Below are 15889 nucleotides of genomic sequence, written 5' to 3' on the forward strand. Positions count from 1 at the left end.
CTGCATACTTTTTTCCGGTAATTGTAAAATTAAGTCATTTAGGAAATGAACAAAAAAGTGTTTTTTGGGGCTACACTAATTATGTTAGGGGCTCAGGTTGTTTCGGCGCAAGATTCAATAAAAGAAGAAAAAGTAAACGAATTAGAGGAGGTGGTACTTTCTGATTCTAAATTTAAACTAAAAAGAGAACAAAGTGGTAAGGTAATTACCAAAATTACCTCTGAAGAATTAGAACGCAGTCAGGGACAATCTGTAGCCACAGTTTTAAATAGAGTAGCGGGAGTTTATGTAAACGGGAGTAATAATGCGGCAGGAGAACCATTGGGAGTTTATGTGCGTGGTGGGCGAAATCGACAGGTAGTGATTAGAATTGATGGAGTTACCGTAAGTGATCCCTCTACGTCAGCGGGGGATTATGATCTTCGATTATTATCTACTAGCCAAATCGAATCTATAGAGATTCTAAAAGGAGCTTCTAGTACATTATATGGTTCTGGAGCCGCGGCAGCAGTAATTAATATTACTACAAAGTCTGAAGGAAAAGATGCAATATCAGGACAATTTTCTTCTAGTATCGGTACCAATCAATCACAGGATGATCAGGACTATGACATAAATGAGTTTGTAAACTCAGCATCTATCAACGGAACCATAGGTAAAGTAAGTTATTTAGGAAGTCTTGCTCATCAATCAACGGATGGTCTATCGGCAGCAGAGGCTGAAGGAGCGGAAAGTGATGCTTACAATAAATTTAATGTCTCGGCCAAATTGGGATATCAGTGGAGCAAGAATTTTAAGTTTCATTTTTTTGGAAACTTAGATCAATATAAGACCGATTTTGATGGAGGCGCAGGATTTGATGCAGATAACCAGTTTGATAGCCGTCAATTAAGAGGTGGGTCATTTTGGGAAGCAAAATACCCTAATGGAAGCTTCACCTTTGTAGATAGTTATGCATTATTAGAAAGAGAATTTATGTCTGGTTTTCCTTCCAGATATGAAAGTAAGATTTATACGTTTGATGCTTATAATAAGTATAACTTTAATAATACATTATACACTGTAGTTGGTGCAAATGGTTCTTATAGTGACTTTAATCTTTTTAGTATTCCTTTTGGAAGTGATGATTTAGTACAAACGATTAATGATAATGAAGCGGATTTTGATATTATTGATCCCTATATCAATTTAGTATATGTATCTAAATTTGGGTTGAATGTTAATGCAGGAGGAAGACTAAATATTCATAGTGCTTATGGTAACCATTTAGTTTATAATATTAATCCATCGTTTACATATACTTTCGGAGGGAATTATATCAAAGCATTAGCATCGTATAGTACAGCCTATATTACACCGTCATTATTTCAATTGTTTGATACTGCTTTTTTTAGTGGAAATCCTGATTTAGAGCCAGAAGAAAGTAGAACCATAGAAGGAGGGATAGAACTATCTCACGAAAAAAGAGCTACCATAAGTGTAGTATACTTTAATAGAAAATCAGAAAATTTTATCACTTTTGATCCTAACACTTTTGTAAATTTCAATTCACCAAATGACATTAAAGTTGATGGTGTAGAATTAGAGTTTAATGCAAAACTATTAGAGGATAAGTTATCTTTTGGCGGTAATTATACCTACACCAATATTTCAAGATTAGAAAATGATATTAGAATTCCTGAACATAGCATCCAGGCTAATATTGGATATCAATTATCGGGTAAAACGTATACTTCTTTAAGTTATCAATATAATGGCGAACGTACGGATACTAATTTTGACCCCGTTACATTTGCGCCAACACCTGTTCCATTAGATAGTTATGGGATATTAGATTTTTATATTAGTCATCAACTTTTGAGTAATATGACAGTTTTTGCTGCTATGAACAATATTACAAACGAAGAGTATCAAGAGATATTTGGATTTAGTACCAGAGGAAGAAATGCTAGAATAGGGGTTAACCTGAAATTCTAGAGTTATTTTTATATAGAAAAGTAAAAACGCCTAAACTAGCAGTTTAGGCGTTTTTTATTAGATTAGTTTTTACTGGAAAATTATTTTTGTAATTCAGAAAAATCTGTGTCTTTATACATTCTTAGATAATTAGGTTTGCTCATCTTACTTTCACCTATAATTTCTAATTCGAGAGTGTTATATTGTGATGGAGATCTGTTACCTAAAATATTATCAATAGCTGCTTTTAATAATGGTTCATTAGGATCACCTAATATTCCTAGGTTCGAGAAATCTTCAGCAACTTCAATTTCTGGAGTAAAACCACCAAAATAATCTGTAAATCCTACAGAATTTATAGATCTAAGAACCAAAGGTTGTAGTGCATAGGTGTGTCCTGTATTGGCCCCATTTCGTCCAAAATTATTTGAATCATATATAGTTCTTGAAGCCTGAAATTTTCCTCTAGTAGTGGAACCAACCTGAATTACATTGATATAAGGGTCTAGTCCATTAATTACTAGTTCACTCGCCGATGCAGAACTTCTGGTTGTTAATACATAGACTCTATTTAGGTTTAAGCTATTAATACCAGCACCAGTTCTGATTTGATTATCGAAACGATTGGTATCGCCAAATTGTTCTTGTCGATCTACATTCCATTCTTCTGTAGTAAATATTCGTCCATTAAATTGTCCTGTAATCATGCTAGATAAGTCAATTGCAGTAATAACAGAGCCTCCACCATTGTATCGTAAATCTAATATAAGGTCTGTAACATTATCAGACGCAAACTGCCCAAAAGCAGTATTTAATTGAGCATCAAAATCCCCTGTGAATTCATTATACATTAAATATCCAACTGGATTTCCATCTACATCTAAGGTTTTTGCAAGAAAAACAGGGTTTTCTGTATACTGTGTTTTGGTAAGGGAAATGGATGTACCTGTCGGAGTTACATCATTTCCATCAAAAGTAGCAAGACCAATTGTATACGTATCTGGAGCTAATAGTTGTCTGAAATTCTGTTCGGTAATCTGAGTGCCATCTATCGTATTAAAAATAACACCTCTCTCAATTCCTTTTGTCTCTGCATCGGTTCCAGGAAGTATATAGCGTACATATCCAAATACATTAGATGCATTATTAGGATACCTAGCCAAGCCGAACTCCATTCCATTATTTCTGGTGATTCCATCAAGAGCTTGTTCTAATGCAATATAATCATCGACCATAAAACTGAAATCATCCACTTTTATTTGTTCCGAGCCTACAGTTACCGTTTCCTGGGTTCTTAATCCTTCAAAAATAGCTTCGGGAGAAGAGAAACTATTAAGAAAATCACCATACTCTTTATTAGAAGAAAAGCGATCGTTTGCTAGATCTGCTACATCAGCTTTGTAGACATAAAAAGCATTCATGCCTTTCCAGATAAAATCATTAATTTCCTGTACCCCTGATATTCTTAATACATCATCATTATCCTCAAAACAACTAGTGAACATACTCATGGATAAAAGGAGTAATGCAAAATACTTCAGGAATTTCATAGACTTTTTTTATTTTATATAACCCTAAAAATAGGGACTTTATTATAATTTCAAAAAAATGATGTAACAAATTACAGATGTAGTCGTCTCCCTTATATAAAGCTAACAAGTTAGTTTTGTAACAACCAACCAACAAATATGAAATGAGCTATAACGAAGAATTAAATATTAATTATAAAGTGTTGTTAGCGAATTCCATCTGTCAATTGGGAAAAAATAGACTGAACAGATGAAAGAAAGAGCATTTATAACACTTACTAATGGTTTTAAAGACAAGCTATATAGGTTGGCTAAAAGATTGTTGGTAAGTAATGAGGAAGCAGAGGACGCTACCCAAGAAGTACTGTTAAAGCTATGGAGGAATAAAACCAAAATGGCAGAGTATAAAAATGTGGAAGCATTCGCGATGACAATGACCAAAAACTATTGCTATGATAAGTTAAAGGCAAAAGAAACTGGAAATTTAAAGATTGTACATAGTAATTATAAAGATGAGCAGCCTTCATTACAGAGATCAGTAGAGGCAAGAGATAGTCTGGATTGGGTAGGTAAGATCATGGACGGATTGCCTGAACAACAGCGAATGATTGTCCAGCTTAGAGATATAGAACAATATGATAATGCAGAAATAGCGGAAATGCTAGAAATGAACGAAACAGCAGTGCGAGTGGCATTATCCAGAGGAAGAAAAACAATACGAAAAGAATTATTAAAAAAACACAATTATGGAGTTGTCTAACATAGAGAAATTACTGGAAAAGTATTTTGAAGGAGAAACGACCCTTTCTGAAGAAAAAGAATTAAAGGTTTATTTTACCGGAGAAAGCGTGCCGTCACACTTAGAGAGATACAAAGATTTATTTCAGTTTTTTTCTGATGAAAGTCAAGTAACCGCTACTTCAGAGGTTACGTTAAGTACCAATCGAGTACCTTGGTATACCTGGATAGGTGTAGCAGCATCAATAGCTTTAATTGTGGGGCTATTTATAAAAGATGTTCCGCCGGGAGTTGATCCAGAAGGAGTTTATGGTACCTATGACGATCCTGAAATAGCATTACAAAAAACCAAAGAAGCCCTTAATTTGGTTGCTAAATTAATGAATGAGGGTAAAAAGGATCTAGTATACCTGAATGAGTTTGATACGGCTAAAAAAGAATTGGTGTATCTAAATGAGTTCGAAAGTGCTAAAAATAAATTGATAAAATAAAAACGAATATTATTTTCCCGAATATGGGAGTCTTTAAAAATGATTTAATTATGAAAAAGTTTGCAATCGTAATATTAGTAGCATTAGTACCATATCTGTCTGTTGCTCAGAGTAATTTTGATAAATATGAAGACATGAACGATGTGTCATCTGTTGTGGTAACCAGTAAAATGTTTAAACTATTAAGCAAAATGGATCTGGAAAGCAATGATCCCGAAGTGAAGGAGTATATAAACTTAGTAGAGAATATTAAAAATATTAAAGTTTTTGCTACAGAAAACAATGAAATCGGTCAGAAGATGAAAGCGGATGTGCAGAAATACCTAAAAAGTACTTCGTTAGATGAGCTGATGCGAGTAAAGAGTGATGGTAAAAATGTGAAGTTTTATTCTAAGCCGGGTAAAAATGACAATTTTGTAACAGAACTGTTTATGTTCATGGAAGGAATGGAAAATGATGGAGGACCTAATACAGTAGTACTAACAATAACTGGTGATATTGACTTAAGACAAGTGTCCAAAATTGCCGATCACCTTAATGTTCCTGGAGGACAGGAGCTAAAGAAAGTGAAAAAGAAAAATTAAGCTTTTATATTTAGTTTAAGTTACACCCAAGCTTCTTCAGATGTAATGATCTGAGGAAGCTTATCATCAATCAATCAACCTTAGTCTGCCCTAGGCGGATCAAAACCAATTAAAATGAAAAATATAATAAAACTAGTAGGCGTAGCCTGTGTAATGTTACTAATGAGTTGTAATAATGGAGCTTCATTACAAAAATATTTTGTAGATCATCAAGACGATTCGGATTTTGTAGCGGTAGATGTAGCTACAAGTCTTTTGGATACCGATAAAGTAGCGCTTTCTAAAGAAGAGAAAGAAGCATTGGAGAGTATTAAGAAAGTCAATTTTTTAGCATTGCCACTTAAAGATAAAACCAAAGCCAGGTATGAAGAAGAAAAAACGACTATCAATACGATACTCAATTCCGATAAGTATGAAACCTTAATGAGGTTTGGTTCTAATGGAACAAAAGCGGTACTTAAATTTCAAGGAGATGAAGATAATATTGATGAAATGATTGTATTTGCTTCTAATAAAGAAAGAGGTTTAGCATTAGTAAGAGTTTTAGGAGATGATATGAAACCGGAAAATGTTGCCAAATTAATGAATGCCATTGATAAAGGAGACGTGGATATGGATGCTTTTAAGAATATAATTGGGAATATCAATATAGACTAATATATGCTGTACTAAAAGTGATCTAAAAAGATAGAAAACAAAAAAGCTTCGACTAATACCAGTCGAAGCTTTTTTGTTTAATCACTGTAAAATATATTCCGTCAACTATATCCCTGTATAGTTAGAGGGTGTAATAGTTTTTAGTTCTGATTTGATAGCATCTGAAACTTCTAGTGTTTCTATAAACTCGGCAATAGAATTTTGGTTTATCGTAGCGTTCGTTCTAGTTAATCCTTTTAGTGCTTCATAAGGATTAGGATATCCTTCTCTTCTTAGTATCGTCTGAATAGCTTCTGCTACTACCGCCCAATTATTCTCAAGATCCTGAGCAAACTTCTCTTCATTCAATAATAATTTGTTCAACCCTTTTAGTGTTGCTTGAAATGCAATCAAAGTATGTCCGAAAGGAACTCCCACATTTCTTAGTACAGTGCTATCCGTAAGATCACGCTGTAATCGACTTACAGGAAGTTTTGCAGATAAGTGTTCGAATAAGGCATTGGCAATACCAATATTTCCTTCACTATTTTCAAAATCAATAGGATTTACCTTATGTGGCATCGCAGAAGATCCAACTTCACCTTTTTTGATTTTTTGTTTAAAGTAATCCATAGAAACGTATGTCCATACATCACGATCCAAATCTAAGATAATCGTATTTATACGTTTTAATCCATCAAATAAAGCGGCCATATGATCATAGTGCTCTATTTGAGTCGTTGGAAAAGAATGATGTAAACCCAATTTTTCTTGTACAAAACGAGTTCCAAACGCTTTCCAATCGATAGTAGGATACGCAACTTTATGCGCATTGTAGTTTCCTGTAGCTCCACCAAATTTTGCAGCACTTGGAATGTCATTTAGCAAATCAAATTGTGCTTCTAACCGCGTCACATAAACCTGAAACTCTTTTCCTAATCGGGTAGGAGAAGCAGGTTGTCCGTGTGTGCGTGCTAACATCGAAATTTCAGACCATTCTTCTACTAAAGATTTTAATTTATCCTTTAATTCTAAATATTGAGGAATGTATACATCGCCAACAGCTTCTTTAATACTTAAAGGGATAGCCGTATTGTTTATATCCTGAGAGGTTAGTCCAAAATGAATAAACTCTTTATACTCTTGTAAACCAAGGATATCAAACTTCTCCTTGATAAAATACTCAACTGCTTTTACATCATGGTTAGTTACTTTTTCAATATCCTTTATAGCTTGTGCATCTTCAGTAGAAAACTGAGTATAGATTTCTCGTAATTTTCCAAAAATTGATGTGTCAATACTCTTTAATTGTGGTAGTGGTATTTCGCATAAAGCGATAAAATATTCTATTTCTACCAGTACACGATATTTTATTAAGGCTTCTTCACTAAAATAAGCACTTAATGATTGTGTTTTAGAAGCATAGCGACCATCTATAGGTGAAATAGCTTGCAAAGGAGATAATGACATAGTGTTGTTTTTTTGAAAGCTGCAAAGATAATTTATTTAATCACGAATTACGAAGTACGAAGAATGATTTTTTGATGAAATATAGGTTAGTGGTTGAGAGGTGAGTTTTTGAGTTTTTGAGTTTTTGAGTTTTTCGATTTTAATAATTTCACTTCTAACTTCCAACTCCTGACTTTTTTCAGATTTAATAATTTCCATCAACCATCAACCATCAACCATCAACTAATCATAGTTTCTTCAATATCATTCTGGATCTTGCCTTGTAGGCAGCACTGCTATTGTGATAGTTATTCTCTAAAATAATTTTAAGTTCTGGATGTACCCAATCGAATTCTGTGCCTAGTAGATATAAATTAGTAATAGAATAAGCCTTTGGAGCTACTTTCTGATCAGAGATCAACCAATCAAAACATGCTTCAGTTATTTTTTCTCTATATGTAGAGGTAAGGTATTTGCGTACTTCAGTATTTTTGTTTTTATAATAAGCTAGGATCAGATATTCGCATATTTTAGCAGTAGGCCTTACAGCAGGGTCTTGATATACGTGCGGAAGTAATTTCACGAATGAATCTAAATATGGTAAAATGGTTTCTAGACTATTTTTACACAAAAATTCTAACCCCCAGGAAGCTTTACAAGAAATTTCGTCATCCACCTGATGACATATGTTTAGTAGTTGAGGTAGCAGCTCTGGATTTTGTAAAATCAGATTGGCAAAATAATTCCGTTTTTCTCTAGAGTGATTGGTGTTTCTAATTTCCTCTTCTAGATTGATCATCTTGGTTTATATATTTTTATTTTTCGATTGTTTTGAGTTTTTGAGTTTTTCAAATTTTGTAATTTCCCTATCAACTATCTACTAACTCCGTAACTACCTTCGGAACTCCAACAGTAGCTTTTTCTGCTATGATGGTCAGATTTTCTTTAGGTGAAATGGCTGGTTTAGGATCTATAAAATATATAGGAGTGTCATTAGAAACAAATTGCACAAGACTTGCGGCAGGATATACCTGCATAGATGTGCCAATAATTATAAGGATATCCGCTTGTTCGGTAATCTTTATTGCCTTATCTAACATGGGTACTTCTTCTCCAAACCAAACAATATGTGGGCGTAATTGAGAATTGTGCTCACAGAGATCTCCTAGATTAAGATTTGTTTTCCAGTCTAATACCAGATCTTCATCAAACTGGCTTCTTACTTTTAGTAATTCTCCGTGTAGATGAACTACGTTACTACTTCCGGCGCGTTCATGGAGATCATCTACATTTTGGGTAACAATGGTAACCTGATGCGTTTTCTCTAAAGCGACAAGAGCGTGATGTGCCGGATTAGGAACTACAGTGTGTAATTGACTTCGTCTTTTATTGTAAAAATCTAGTACCAGTGCCGGGTCATTGTTCCATCCGATAGGAGAGGCGACTTCCATAATATCGTGACCTTCCCATAGTCCGTCGGCATCCCTGAAAGTGTTAATTCCACTTTCTGCACTAATTCCAGCACCGGTAAGTACAACTACTTTTTTCATTTGTTTGTTTTTAATATTGAAATGTCAAAATGAATAATAGGTTATTTATTATTTTCTCTAAAACTATTTAAAATATTTTAATTGATAGTTGCGTTTTAAAATTAAATAACAGCATACTGCTTGTAAATCAAAAAAAGAAAGGAGGCTGTCTGAAAAGTATTGTATTCCTGTCAAACTGAGCCTGTCGAAGTTTTTAATGTCTTGATTCTCAAAATGTCTTCGACAGGCTCAGACTGACAATCCAGAATTTCTAATACTTTTCAGACACCCTCACTCCAGTCTTTAGTTGATCCTGAGCCAAGTCTAAGGACTGGAATAGTAAATTAATATCTGTCATTCTGATGTAGACCAGAATCTAGAACGGAGGTGTAAAGTTTATAAGTGATTATCTGGATTTTTATGTTCAGAAAGAGTTTCGAATCTCTTTTTTTAATTAAATATACTAAGATGTATCTTTTGTCGTTTAGAGAATCTTAACCCCATAAACCGATAACATGCAATTTAACTCGATCAAAGAAACACTTCAAACCCCTGTAAATAATGCGGTTCCGTATTAATATTGTGGTTTTACCGTAACACAGATATTGCTAAAAAGTATAACTTGTAATCAGTAAATGTGTACAATTTTTTTAGAATACTAACAGTATTTAATAACCAACGCTAACCTTTAATTGTTTACCTCATGAAATACCCTTATATCATTATTGATAATGATCAGAATTCTGCACGCACAATTCAGATCGCATTAGAAGATCACAATGATTACATCTGTACTGGAATTGCTAAAAATGAGCAGGAGGCATTGGACTTAATTTTAGAAAGAAAACCAAGATTGGTTTTTCTAGAGCCTGAAGTTTCGGGAGTTCAATCTTCTAAAACCCAGTATAACTTAATGTCAGAACTTACTAAGTATATGACAAATCTACCAGAGTTTGTAATTATTACAAAAACAACTGATTATGCTATAGAAGGTATACGTAACAGTGTTTTGGATTATATCCTTAAGCCATTATCTAAGAGTGACTTGACTAAAACCTTGCATAGGTTTGAGAAAGACTTTGGAGAAGTTATGGATAATACCTTATGTTTTAAGTCATATGGAGATTATCGTTTTGTGAATATTGACGAAGTGTTATATCTAAAAGCAGATAATAATACGACGGACTTTATGATGAGTAACGGTAATAAAGTAGAGGCATTTAAAACACTGAAACATTTTCAGAATCTATTGCCGGATCATTTTGTGCGTATTCATAATAGTTATATTATTAATACCAAGTATGTATCTAGAATACATTTTGGTAAAGCAAAATGTGCTATTAAGAATACCAGTGATATGATTCCTTTCTCCAAATCATATAAAACAAATGTAGAAGAGATTAAAGATACGCTAGCTAAGAATAGCTTTCTTTATGTGTAGTGACTTTGTTTAGAAAAGTTGCGTAGCAACAAATTCAAAACAATTAGTAGTCTAGTCACATCTCAGCATATCACAGGGAGTCTCCGTACTGAGTTGCCACACTGAGCTTCCGCCAGCAGAGGCGGATAAGTTGTCGAAGTGTCCTCACACTGAGTCTGTCGAAGTGCAGGCTGGTATTTGTTTTGAAAATCTATATAGATAGAATACTTGCGTTAAAAATGAGAAATAATAGGATGCTGTTTGTAAATATCTAGTAAATGTGTATCAGGGCAGCCGATTGTTTTATTTTATACTATTCACACAAAATCATTTGTATAATAAAAACGCAAGTCGAAACCTCCTCGCCACAGCGAGGAGGTTTTTGTATTTACTATATATAGTATACTATGTAATATAGTGTCTTTTTCTAATAGTTTTTTTAATCTAAACTTAGTGGATGTATTAAAATGTAGAGTCTAAATATTCCCCAGTGTCGATTTGTAGTAGTTGCCTTCTTTTGTAATTCAATATTTTTGTTTAGGCTCAAAGGTAGTTTCGTGTAATTTACATAACTTACGAAATCAATTTTCCCCTATTCGAAAAACATATATAATAGTATACTATGTTTTTTGAGTTTGGGGATTTTTTATATTCATTTTGAAATGAGTGACTTACGTTTTTTTGAGGGAATTTTCTTATCAAAGTTTGGGGAATATCTATAATCAGCTCTTATTCAGTAAATAAAGGGTTTAGGGTAGCGAAGTGGTTAGATAGCTCTTTTTATTAAATTTTTATTTTTTTTAAGTTTTTTTTATAGTTTATTTACGGTAATTGAATTGGTAATCCAATTCCTACATAATTTAGAGTTTTTAAAATCGGGTCATCCACTCGTGTAATCTATCAATCTACTTCCTAAAGGTACCCATCCACTAAACCCACCTTAATATATTAGGCGCGAGGGGGCAATCTCCCTACATTTGTAGTGTACAATTAAGGTTATCAACCTATTACACATTTACTAAAAGGATATACAAAGAGAAATCGGAGTATTGCTGGCCAGCAAAATCCTTACAAATTGAAACTGAATAAACGAAAGTTTATTCTAACTAGACAAAAAAAGTCTTGAAAAAGGAAAACAATTATTAATAAACTGATTATACCAAAATAAAATATAAATATTAAAGATAAACCGTTATGAAAGCTATAAAAACTATTTTCGCAGTATTATTTGTAAGTTCAATGTTCATCGCTTGTGAAGCTGATAATGTTAATGACGAAGTGGGAATTGATGAAGTTGATTTTGAACTAAACGCAGGAGAGGATGAAGACGATGAAACATCACCTCAAACTACATAATCATAATAAATTTTTAATAAAAATTTTGAAAAGAGAAGTTAAGTAATTAACTTCTCTTTTTTAGTTATAATTTTTTTATTCACTAAGCTAGATTTTAATTTTTTATGAATTTTCCCTTCAAATATTGTTGTATTGTTTTTTCTGTCATGTTACTTTTTGGTTGCAACCAAAGTAATGAAGAAATAGAGAATAAAGGGTTGAAATATAAGATGATAGAGTCAAATATAGAGGATTCTAATGACAAGTCTAAAACGATAGCAGAACGAAAAGAAAAATTAAACATTGCGTATGGAGTTACAACAACTTTAAAAGATGATAATGATAAAACATCTAAATTGTTAAACATAGCTGCTAAGTACTATGGTTTAAAAGACTATGAAAATTTTAAAAAGATAAATGAACGGTCATTACTTATGTCCAAAAAGCTACTTGATTCAATTTCTATGGCTAAATCTTATAATTACTTAGGCATGTATTATAGAGATATAAAAATAGATAGTGCATTTAACTTTTTTTATGAAGCTAACAAGATTTATTCTGCTTTTGATAAAAACACAAAAAAAGATATTTCTAATTATGCGTTTGATCATGGATCGGTATTAATTGATTTGGCGAAATTGTCAAGGAAAGTAAAAGATTATAGTCAAAGTGAGGATTTAACAATACGAGCAATTGAAAAATTCGAATTATCAGGTGATTTAAAATATGTCCCATTATCTTATAATAATTTAGGGATTGTAGCGAAACATATGGAGCGCTATGATGATGCAGTTGATTATTATTCAAGGGTAATTGAGTATGCAAAAAATACCGAGAAAGAAACTCTGTATGCATCTTTAGGTAATAACAACATCGGTGCAGTATATAAAACAAAAAAGGAATATGACAAAGCGGAAGAATATTACAAGAAAGCTTTGTCTTATAAAAGTTTTTTGAGCAAAAGCCCGAAGAGGTATGCTAGATTATTAGACAATTTGGCATATGTACAGTTTCTCTCTGGTAACGATGATGGTGTTTTGGAATTGTTTTATAAGACATTAAAAATAAGGGATAGTCTTAATGATTTAGTTGGGCTTTCAACTAATAATTTACATTTAGCTGAATATTATCAATCAAAAGGAAATGATAGTTTAGCTAAGGAATATGCTTTAAAAGTGGAAGAAGTGGCTCCAATTGTTAATAATAATGTGGAACTACTTCAGTCATATCAATTATTATCTGAGGTTTCGGATAGTGAAACTGGATTAGCTTACGCTCAAAAACATATTAAGTTGAATGATAGCTTAATCAAAGAAGAGCGATCCTATGTAAATAAGTTTGCTCGTATACAGTTCGAAACTGAAGAAAAAGTACAAGAAATTGCAGCCATTAGTCGCGAAAACCAATTACTCATTTTTGCCATATTAGGATTATCGGTATTGTTTCTATTAGGGTATGTAATCTTTAGACAACAACAGAGTAATAAAGAACTACTATTCGAGCAAAAGCAGCAGCAATCTAACCAGGAGATTTATCGTTTACTTCTTAGTCAGCAACTTAAGCTAGAAGAAGGACGTAAGATGGAACAGCATCGTATGTCTGAAGAATTACATGATGGCGTGCTGGGTAGACTATTTGGAGTTCGATTAAGTCTGGATGGGATTAATCAGCGAGCTAATGATGGATTTACAGAATCCAGAAATGTGTTTATTGATGAGCTTAAATCTATAGAAAAAGAAATTAGATTGATATCTCATGATTTAGGTACAGATACCTTAAAGCCTGATGTAGCTTATGTAGATGTGGTAGAGAGTTTAGTAAGTGATCTGTGTACGGTGCATAAAATGGATTTTGAGTTTGCGAATGATGAAAATATTGATTGGGAGACTATAGATGATCAGAAAAAAGTAAACCTGTTCCGTATTATACAGGAGTCTTTGCAGAATATATTTAAACATGCAAAGGCAGAAAGTGTAAAAATAAGCTTCGATTATGTGGATGATAAAATAAATCTTACTATTTTAGATGATGGAATAGGATTCAAAAGCAGTAAGGTAAAAAGAGGAATTGGTTTAAAAAATATTACATCCAGAGTTACCCAAATGAACGGTGTAGTAGATTTTATTAGTAATCAAGATTCAGGTACTAAAGTATCTGTAGGTATACCAATTTAATTAATGTAAAAATGTTATCAAATCCGGTCTCCGTATAATAAAAAGGTGATGATTATAGTTACTACTATATAGAGCCGATAGGATAACAACTGACACACAAATTTTTAAAGATGAAGAAAAAGCTAAAAGTTCTTATGATTGATGATCATCCTATGATTATCGAGGGATACAAGAACACCTTATTAGGAGAAAACCAAAAAGAATATCAGATCAAAATTGATATCGCATCTAATTGCGATGATGCGTATGACAGTATTCTGAAATCTTCTAAAACTACTCCTTATGACATGCTTTTTGTAGATATTAAATTACCACCTTCTTCTGATGGAACCATCACATCTGGAGAAGATTTGGCAAAACATGCAAAGGAGCTGTTACCTAAGGCTAAGATTATTATCCTAACAATGCATAGAGAAGATCATAGAATCCATAATATATTAAAGAATATTAATCCTTCAGGATTTTTAATAAAAAGTGACCTTACTTCTAGTGAATTGTTGCTGGCGTTTAATAATATAGTGAGTGGTACTCCTTATTATAGTGCTACTGTAAATAATCATTTCAGAAAAATGATGACCAATAATTTCTCACTAGATGAAAAAAATCTAAAGATTTTATATCACCTATCTAGAGGTGTAAAAACTAAGAATTTACCTAATTACGTGAGCTTGTCATTAAGTGCTATAGAAAAACGCAAAAATCAGATAAAAGAAATGTTTTCTATTGCAAAAGCCGATGACCAAAAACTATTAGAAGAAGCTCGTAAAAGAGGTTTCGTGTAAAACATAAAGTACTTTTTTAAGTAAAATTGATTAAAAGGACAGCATTAGCTGTCCTTTTTTTGTTTAATAAATTATGGATGGAGCGTAAAATACTTAAATAAATCCTGAAATGAACATAAAAAAAATGGAATCATCTAATTTCTTAACAGGGGATTTTTCCCTTATTTTTATAAAAAATTAACTTTTAATTAAGAATTATAATGTGTTTTATCTAATTTATGTTAATTGTTTTGTTAAATGAGGTTTACCCGTAATTTTTATTATGCATTTATATCTGTTTATCAGTAGCTTAGCAATGTTTTATAAAGGTATTGCTCAATAATATAATACAGTGGTAATACATTTTAATACTTCACACAAACTCTCTTTTTTACAGCTTCTTTTTCTAAAATCACAAGATAGATAATATCTTCTGGAAGGATATTATAGTATGATTTTCGACATAATCTGTAAGTGTCGTAAAATGTTTACAGAAAAATCAAATTTATTTTAATTATGAAAAAGCTATCAAGTTTACAAGGAGTAAGTGTATTAAGTAAAAAAGCTCAAAAAACCGTTCACGGAGGAGGACGAGAGCTAATGAATGATTGTAGAGATTATTGTGCTGGCACCGTAGAAGCAAATATATTTACTGGCGAATGTTTCTGTGTAACTCCTGATTAATTGGTGAGAACAAAAAATATCCATTAAGTATGTTTTTTTGCCTTTTAGAAAATTAGTATATAAATTGAATTAACAATTAACTTCTATTTCTCTTCGGTGTTTAATCACAACTACTAATAGGGGATTTTTAACTTTTTTTATTAGAAAAAAGAGGGAAATATGCTTTTTTAAAAAGTGTATTATTCCCTCTTTTTTTGTTTGATATAAAAAAATAAATTATTTTTATTTTTTATAAATATTTAAAAATCAATTGTTTAATGATTTGGTCTTATTAAATATTGTGTCAAAAAGACAAATAAAAAGTATGGTTTTTACGCATATAAAATGCGGTTATTTAACAGGTTTTATTTTTTTAATATGCCTAAATTTAAAAGTGCTCAACTTGGTTGAGGTTTTGCATTGATAAATAATTAGGGAATTTTTCGTTAGATTTTCTGTTTTTTGAATGAGATAATTCGAAAAATAATAACGTTAATAGTTTAAAAAAAAGAATTGTAAATCAAATAATACTCTTGATTATAATGGTTAAAAACTACTTCATTACTTCTATGCTTAATAAAAATTTAAAAGAAATAAAAGAAAAGATTGATTTCAGATCATAAT

Annotated in this window: 13 protein-coding genes; 9 read left to right on the forward strand and 4 right to left on the reverse strand. The window is 32.1% G+C overall.

The window, feature by feature from the left end; genetic code table 11:
- Positions 1 to 45: 45 nt before the first annotated feature.
- Complete coding sequence (locus D1818_RS23505) at positions 46 to 1977, forward strand: TonB-dependent siderophore receptor (RefSeq protein ID WP_118462467.1); 1932 nt, start codon at positions 46 to 48, stop codon at positions 1975 to 1977.
- Between the two features lie 80 nt (positions 1978 to 2057).
- On the opposite strand, the gene D1818_RS23510 is transcribed toward D1818_RS23505, so the two are convergent.
- A complete protein-coding gene (locus D1818_RS23510) occupies positions 2058 to 3506 on the reverse strand; it encodes a S41 family peptidase (protein WP_118462469.1) in 1449 nt (482 codons plus the stop codon).
- A gap of 229 nt (positions 3507 to 3735) precedes the next feature.
- Here D1818_RS23510 and D1818_RS23515 point away from each other — a divergent pair, with 229 nt between their 5' ends.
- The 4 genes from D1818_RS23515 (at position 3736) to D1818_RS23530 (ending at position 5955) form a co-directional block, all read left to right on the forward strand.
- A complete protein-coding gene (locus D1818_RS23515; RefSeq protein WP_118462471.1) occupies positions 3736 to 4245 on the forward strand; it encodes an RNA polymerase sigma factor in 510 nt (169 codons plus the stop codon).
- Positions 4232 to 4714 (forward strand): hypothetical protein, encoded by a 483-nt coding sequence (locus tag D1818_RS23520; protein WP_118462473.1) that lies wholly within the window; start codon positions 4232 to 4234, stop codon positions 4712 to 4714. The genes D1818_RS23515 and D1818_RS23520 overlap by 14 nt, the downstream gene beginning before the upstream one ends.
- A gap of 50 nt (positions 4715 to 4764) precedes the next feature.
- Entirely contained in the window at positions 4765 to 5298 is a 534-nt protein-coding gene (locus D1818_RS23525; protein ID WP_118464072.1) for a DUF4252 domain-containing protein, read from the forward strand.
- A gap of 114 nt (positions 5299 to 5412) precedes the next feature.
- Positions 5413 to 5955 carry a DUF4252 domain-containing protein gene (locus D1818_RS23530; RefSeq protein ID WP_118462475.1) on the forward strand — a complete coding sequence of 181 codons (543 nt, stop codon included), beginning with the start codon at positions 5413 to 5415 and terminating at the stop codon, positions 5953 to 5955.
- Between the two features lie 105 nt (positions 5956 to 6060).
- Here the strand turns inward: D1818_RS23530 and purB are convergent, their stop codons facing one another.
- From purB to D1818_RS23545, 3 genes are all read right to left on the reverse strand, one after another.
- Complete coding sequence (gene purB, locus D1818_RS23535) at positions 6061 to 7404, reverse strand: adenylosuccinate lyase (RefSeq protein WP_118462477.1); 1344 nt, start codon at positions 7402 to 7404, stop codon at positions 6061 to 6063.
- A gap of 226 nt (positions 7405 to 7630) precedes the next feature.
- Entirely contained in the window at positions 7631 to 8182 is a 552-nt protein-coding gene (locus tag D1818_RS23540; protein ID WP_118462479.1) for an adenylosuccinate lyase, read from the reverse strand.
- A gap of 70 nt (positions 8183 to 8252) precedes the next feature.
- Positions 8253 to 8933 carry an NAD-dependent deacylase gene (locus D1818_RS23545; protein ID WP_118462481.1) on the reverse strand — a complete coding sequence of 227 codons (681 nt, stop codon included), beginning with the start codon at positions 8931 to 8933 and terminating at the stop codon, positions 8253 to 8255.
- Positions 8934 to 9615: 682 nt separating this feature from the next.
- Between D1818_RS23545 and D1818_RS23550 the strand changes: the two genes are divergently transcribed.
- From D1818_RS23550 to D1818_RS25550, 4 genes are all read left to right on the forward strand, one after another.
- A complete protein-coding gene (locus tag D1818_RS23550) occupies positions 9616 to 10353 on the forward strand; it encodes a LytTR family DNA-binding domain-containing protein (RefSeq protein ID WP_118462483.1) in 738 nt (245 codons plus the stop codon).
- A gap of 1544 nt (positions 10354 to 11897) precedes the next feature.
- Positions 11898 to 13841: an ATP-binding protein gene (locus tag D1818_RS23555; protein ID WP_162897302.1), complete on the forward strand. Its 1944-nt coding sequence runs from the start codon at positions 11898 to 11900 to the stop codon at positions 13839 to 13841.
- A 110-nt stretch (positions 13842 to 13951) separates the two neighbouring features.
- Positions 13952 to 14623 carry a response regulator gene (locus D1818_RS23560; protein ID WP_118462487.1) on the forward strand — a complete coding sequence of 224 codons (672 nt, stop codon included), beginning with the start codon at positions 13952 to 13954 and terminating at the stop codon, positions 14621 to 14623.
- Between the two features lie 495 nt (positions 14624 to 15118).
- Positions 15119 to 15286, forward strand: a complete 168-nt coding sequence (locus D1818_RS25550) for a hypothetical protein (protein WP_162897303.1) — start codon at positions 15119 to 15121, stop codon at positions 15284 to 15286.
- Positions 15287 to 15889 lie beyond the last annotated feature (603 nt).

Origin of the sequence: Aquimarina sp. BL5 (genome assembly GCF_003443675.1) — a bacterium.
Lineage (GTDB): Bacteria > Bacteroidota > Bacteroidia > Flavobacteriales > Flavobacteriaceae > Aquimarina.